This window comes from Streptomyces pseudogriseolus (assembly GCA_002154585.1).
GTDB classification, from domain to species: domain Bacteria; phylum Actinomycetota; class Actinomycetes; order Streptomycetales; family Streptomycetaceae; genus Streptomyces; species Streptomyces pseudogriseolus.
In genome coordinates, this window is the sequence record MUNG01000156.1 from 1 (window position 1) to 5,056 (window position 5,056).

7 protein-coding genes are annotated in these 5,056 nt (G+C 71.9%); 1 reads left to right on the top strand and 6 read right to left on the bottom strand.

Annotated elements, in window-relative coordinates; translation table 11 throughout:
- Positions 1 to 288: 288 nt before the first annotated feature.
- The 3 genes from CCN29_RS15500 to CCN29_RS15510 are packed head-to-tail and all read right to left on the bottom strand — an operon-like array spanning position 289 to position 2,178.
- Complete coding sequence (locus tag CCN29_RS15500; protein WP_086682497.1) at positions 289 to 1,041, bottom strand: DUF3710 domain-containing protein; 753 nt, start codon at positions 1,039 to 1,041, stop codon at positions 289 to 291.
- Between the two features lies 1 nt (position 1,042).
- Positions 1,043 to 1,597 carry a dUTP diphosphatase gene (dut, locus tag CCN29_RS15505; RefSeq protein WP_006136384.1) on the bottom strand — a complete coding sequence of 185 codons (555 nt, stop codon included), beginning with the start codon at positions 1,595 to 1,597 and terminating at the stop codon, positions 1,043 to 1,045.
- Positions 1,594 to 2,178 (bottom strand): PaaI family thioesterase, encoded by a 585-nt coding sequence (locus tag CCN29_RS15510; RefSeq protein ID WP_086682500.1) that lies wholly within the window; start codon positions 2,176 to 2,178, stop codon positions 1,594 to 1,596. Before CCN29_RS15510 ends, dut begins: the two co-directional genes overlap by 4 nt.
- Before the next feature lie 92 nt (positions 2,179 to 2,270).
- Here CCN29_RS15510 and CCN29_RS15515 point away from each other — a divergent pair, with 92 nt between their 5' ends.
- Positions 2,271 to 2,741: a DUF3093 domain-containing protein gene (locus CCN29_RS15515; RefSeq protein WP_006136386.1), complete on the top strand. Its 471-nt coding sequence runs from the start codon at positions 2,271 to 2,273 to the stop codon at positions 2,739 to 2,741.
- Positions 2,742 to 2,773: 32 nt separating this feature from the next.
- On the opposite strand, the gene CCN29_RS15520 is transcribed toward CCN29_RS15515, so the two are convergent.
- The 3 genes from CCN29_RS15520 to CCN29_RS15530 all read right to left on the bottom strand — a co-directional run.
- Positions 2,774 to 3,721, bottom strand: coding sequence for a hypothetical protein (locus CCN29_RS15520; RefSeq protein WP_086682503.1), 948 nt, complete (start codon positions 3,719 to 3,721; stop codon positions 2,774 to 2,776).
- Positions 3,722 to 3,734: 13 nt separating this feature from the next.
- On the bottom strand, positions 3,735 to 4,031 hold the full coding sequence (locus CCN29_RS15525; RefSeq protein ID WP_003993510.1) for a DUF4193 domain-containing protein: 297 nt from the start codon (positions 4,029 to 4,031) through the stop codon (positions 3,735 to 3,737).
- A gap of 392 nt (positions 4,032 to 4,423) precedes the next feature.
- Positions 4,424 to 5,056, bottom strand: a 633-nt coding sequence (locus CCN29_RS15530; RefSeq protein WP_143661339.1) for a sensor histidine kinase, incomplete at its 5' end; no start/stop codon positions are given.

The following is a 5,056-nucleotide window of genomic DNA, read 5'->3' on the forward strand; positions in this document are numbered from 1 at the left end:
CGAGGGTGCCGGCGAGGGCGGTGGTCAGGAGGCTGAACAGGGCGGCGCGGAGGGGGCGGCGCCGGGGCCGTGAAGCGGACATGTGGGGGCCATCCGTTCCCGTACATGAACAGGGGGCGCTCCTTTGAACACCCGGACTGATCCGGGACGGTAGGTCCAGACCAATCGGCCGTCAAGGGGCGCCGCACCAGGAAGTCGCCCCCNNGGTCCGGGGCGGAGCCCCGGAAAACACGTCGGCCCGCGGAACCGGCCGCGAACGACCGGCCCCGCGGGCCGACGAGAAAAGAACTACCGCACTTCGGTGATCTCAGGCCCCCGCTGCAGCCGGCTCATCCCGCCCGCGAACCGCGACCCTTCCTCCTGCTGCACGTTCTCCGGCACCATCTGCGCGTCGTTCGGCAGCTTCAGGACGATCGGGTCGCGCGGCGCCATGGGCCCGTCCCCGCGCACCACCACCGTGTCCCGGAAGATCTGCTCCAGCAGCCCCGCCGCCTGCGGCTGCACCGCGCCCTGCCCGGAGATCACTCCGCGCAGGAACCAGCGGGGGCCGTCCACGCCGACGAACCGCACGACCTGGAAGCCGCCGGTGCCGTCCGGCAGCTGCACCGGCACCTGGGCGCGCAGCTCCCAGCCCAGCGGGCCCTCGACCTCGTCGATGATGCCGCCCTGCTGGGTGATGCCGGACGCGATCTCCTCGCGCACCTCGCCCCAGATGCCCTCGCGCTTGGGCGCGGCGAAGGCCTGCAACTGGACGGCGCTGTCCCGCAGCACGACGGTGGCCGCGACGATCGCGTCGCCCGCGACCTCCACGCGCAGTTCCATGCCGTCCACACCGGGCACGAACAGACCGCCCAGATCGACCCGGCCCTCGCCGGGCTCACGGACCTCGGAGCTGTCCCAGGGCCCGTCGGGCCGGGGCGCGGGCTCGAGCCTCACGCGCCCGGTCTCCTCGTCCGCCTCAGCGTCGACACCGTCGACGACCTGCTCGGCCTCGCCGGCCGCACCGTCGGCGGCATCCCTCTTCTTGCGACGTCCGAACACGTCACTGTCCTTCCCGGTCGGATACGACCGAAGCGTATCGATTCCCACCCGCTGTACCGCCCTCGGCGGCCTGAACGCTTGTGCCGCTCTTACCTTCCACCGCGGCATGGCCGCCGGTGGATCCGAAGCCCCCCTCGGCCCGGGCCGATGCGGGCAGCTGTGCGACCGACACGAAGCGCACCCTCTCGACCTGCTGGACGACCAGTTGGGCAATCCGGTCGAAGCGCTCGAACCGCACGGACTCGCGCGGGTCGAGATTCACCACGATCACCTTGATCTCCCCACGGTACCCGGCATCAATCGTCCCCGGGGCATTCACCAGGGCGACGCCGCAGCGTGCGGCAAGACCGGATCGCGGGTGCACGAAGGCCGCGTACCCCTCCGGCAGCGCGACAGACACCCCGGTGGGCAGCACGGCCCGCTCACCCGGGCCCAGCTCGCAGGCCTCGGTGGTGCGCAGATCGGCGCCCGCGTCGCCTGGGTGCTCGTACGCCGGAAGCGGTACGTCGGGGTCGACGCGCCGGATGAGCACCTCGAGTGCGCCGCGCCCGCTCACGGGTTCACCTCGAAGGCGCGGGTCCGGCGGACCTGGTCGGGGTCCCGCATCGCGGCCTGGATCTCCTCCTGGCGGCCGTGGTCGACGAAGTGGTCCACCTTGACCTCGATGAACAGGGCGTCCGCGCGGACGGCGACCGGGCCGTCGGGGCCGCCGATGCGTCCGGTGGCGGTGCAGTAGATCTTCCGTCCGGCGACGGCGGTCACCTCCGCCTGGAGGTGCAGCACGGTGCCGACGGGCACGGGCCGGACGAAGTCGGTCTCCAGCCGTCCGGTGACGGCGATGGTGCGCAGCAGCCAGTTCAGCGAGCCGAGCGTCTCGTCGAGAGCGGTGGCCAGCACCCCGCCGTGGGCGAGGCCGGGGGCGCCCTGGTGCGCGGGCTGCACGGTGAACTCGGCGGTGATCGACACGCCTTCGCCGGCCCGCGCCTGGAGGTGCAGCCCGTGCGGCTGTTCGTCGCCGCAGCCGAAGCACTGCCCGTAGTGGGCGCCCAGGAGCTCGCCCGGCGCGGGGGCGTCGGGGTGACGCACGGGCGGCACGGCGTCGGCGGGGGGCTGAAGAGCTGCGGAAGTACCACTCACAGGCGCAGACCTTACCCGTCCCCCGCAAGGCGGCCGGTGACGCGTCCGCCCTGGCGCGGGACCCTCGCGGGAGGCGTGCCAAGCTTGGATCCATGCAGCTTTCCGCCGCCCCGTACGACGAACGCCTCACCGCTCCCCGCTCCTGGTGGTTCCTGTGCTTCCTGGCCGGGGCCTCGCTCGCGCTGATCATGGTGCCGTTCGGCACCCTGCCGATGCTGGCCGGGCTGGCCGGCGGCACCGCCGCGGCGGCGGTCGTGGTCAGCGCGTACGGCTCGGTGCGGATCCGGGTCGTGAACGGTCATCTGATCGCGGGCGAGGCGAAGATCCCGGCGTCGGCGCTCGGCGACGCGGAGGTGCTGGACGCGGAGGAGGCGCGCGCCTGGCGCGGCCCCAAGGCCGACCCGCGCGCGTTCATGCTGCTGCGGGCGTACGTCCCCGGTGCGCTGCGGGTGACCGTCACGGACCCGGAGGACCCCACTCCGTACGTCTTCCTGTCCACCCGTGAGCCCGAGCGGCTGGCGCAGGCGCTCCGGGCGGCGCGGGACGCGGCGGACGCCGCGTAGCGGCCCGTCCCCGGGCGGTCATCGGGATCGTCTCATCGGGGGCCGTCGTCGTCCTCGCGGGGACGGTCGGCGTGCATGTCGAGTTCCAGCGCGTGCTCGGGGAGGGCGTCGTGCGGGCGCTCCAGCGCCGGGAGTTCGGGCAGCTCGTCCCAGGGCACCTGGATCGTGCGCAGGTCGTCCCGGATGCGGGCGGCGAGCTTTCTGGTGTCGCGCCGGTTCATCACGGCGCCCACGGCCGCGCCCACCAGGAACGGCATCAGGTTCGGCAGGTTGCGCACCGTGCGTTTCATGATCCGCTGGCGCAGTTCGCGCTTCATGCGGCTGTTCAGCGCGGCGCTGACGGTGGAGGGCCTGGTCGCCTCGATGCCGCGCTCCTGGGACCAGGAGTTGAGGTAGACGGTGCTGCGCTGGGCGAGGGTGCCGACCGGTCGTACGCCGTAGACCTCGTGGAGTTCCGCGATCAGCTTCAGTTCGATCGCTGCGACGCCGGTGACCTCCGCGGCCAGTTCCGTCGGCATCGCGGGCGGTACGGGCATCATGGCGGCGGCTCCGACGCCGGCCCCGACGGTCGCCGTGGCCTTGGCGGCGCCCGCCACGAGCTTGTCGGCGAGCTCCTCGGGCCCGAGCCCGGGGAACTGCTCCCGCAGGGTCGCGAGGTCCCGTACGGGCACACGCGGGGCGATGTCGATGATCCGGTCGGCGAGGTGCGCCAGTCCCGCGCGGGCGCGCGCTCCGCCCTTGCGGACGCCGTCCAGGGCCTTCTCCCGGACGACGGCGGTGCGCCTGCGCGCCACGGGCGCGGTGACCTCCACGGACGCCGGGAGGTCACCCCGGCCGGCCGGCGCTTCGAGCGAGGCCGCCCCGGAACCGGTTGAGCCTCGCTCGGATTCACGCGTGTCGTGCTGCGGGTCCGCGGGGGACCCTTGGTCCGCTCCCTTCGAGAAGAAGCGGCGCTTCCGCGGTGGGGTCGAGCCAGTCACGGCCGACCCCGCCTCAGTCGCAGTCGCGGCAGATCGGCTGGCCGTTCTTCTCGCGGGCCAGCTGGCTGCGGTGGTGCACCAGGAAGCAGCTCATGCAGGTGAACTCGTCCTGCTGCTTGGGCAGGACCCGGACGGCCAGCTCCTCGTTCGAGAGGTCCGCACCGGGCAGCTCGAGGCCCTCGGCGGCCTCGAACTCGTCGACGTCCACGGCCGAGGCCGACTTGTCGTTCCGCCGGGCCTTCAGCTCTTCCAGGCTGTCCGAGTCGACGTCGTCGTCGGTCTTGCGTGGAGTGTCGTAGTCGGTAGCCATGTCGCTCTCCCCCTCTGGGTGTATGCGGTGTCTCCAGCGCACGTAACGCGTGAGAGGCCGGACTTGTGCCCGACCTGAGGCGGAGATTTTGCCTCACATCAAGGTCTGTTACTCAATCGACACCCAACCGGACTCCTCATGAGTGATCGGCTTGGATGGCGAAGGGGACCGTACACGGTCCCGATGCCGCACTTCAAAGGCACCTCACCGTGTACTTCCCGTGAACGGGGCCCCTGAAAACCGGGACTTTTCCGGCCTTACGACGGGATCCATGATCACGGAGAGTAGATGGCCGAATCGGCGCACCTGTGATCGATCACACATGAATTCGATCGCGGCGACACGAGAAAATTCCGCGCAGAGCGAACACGCGCCGGGGCCGGGGCATGATGTCAGATCGGCAGGGTGACGCGCATCACGAGTCCTCCGCCCTCCCTCGGCTGCGCGTAGATGTGCCCGCCGTGCGCCCGGGCGACCGACCGCACGATGGACAGGCCCAGGCCGACGCCCTTGTCGCTGCCGGTCCGCTCGGTGCGCAGCCTGCGAAACGGCTCGAAGAGGTTCTCGATCTCGTACGCGGGCACGACCGGGCCGGTGTTGGACACCACGAGGACCGCCTGGCCGTGCTGGACCTCCGTGGTGACCTCCACCCAGCCGTCCTCCGGGACGTTGTACCGCACGGCGTTCTGCACCAGGTTCAGGGCGATCCGCTCCAGCAGCACGCCGTTGCCCTGGACCACGGCGGAGCGGCGGGCGCCGCGGATCGTCACATGCCGGGACTCCGCCTCGCCGGCGACCTGGTCGATGGCCTGGCCGGCCACCTCCGCGAGGTCGACGGGGCCCCGCTCGACGATCTGGTTGTCGCTGCGGGCGAGCAGCAGCAGGCCCTCCACGAGCTGCTCGCTGCGCTCGTTGGTGGCCAGCAGGGTCTTGCCGAGCTGCTGGAGCTCCACCGGCGCCTGCGGGTCGGAGAGGTGCACCTCGAGCAGCGTGCGGTTGATCGCCAGCGGGGTGCGCAGCTCGTG

Excerpts from the sequence above, each read along its gene's own strand:
- CCN29_RS15515 (WP_006136386.1), top strand. The coding sequence starts at position 2,271 with ATGCAGCTTTCCGCCGCCCCGTACGACGAACGCCTCACCGCTCCCCGC.
- CCN29_RS15525 (WP_003993510.1), bottom strand. The coding sequence starts at position 4,031 with ATGGCTACCGACTACGACACTCCACGCAAGACCGACGACGACGTCGAC.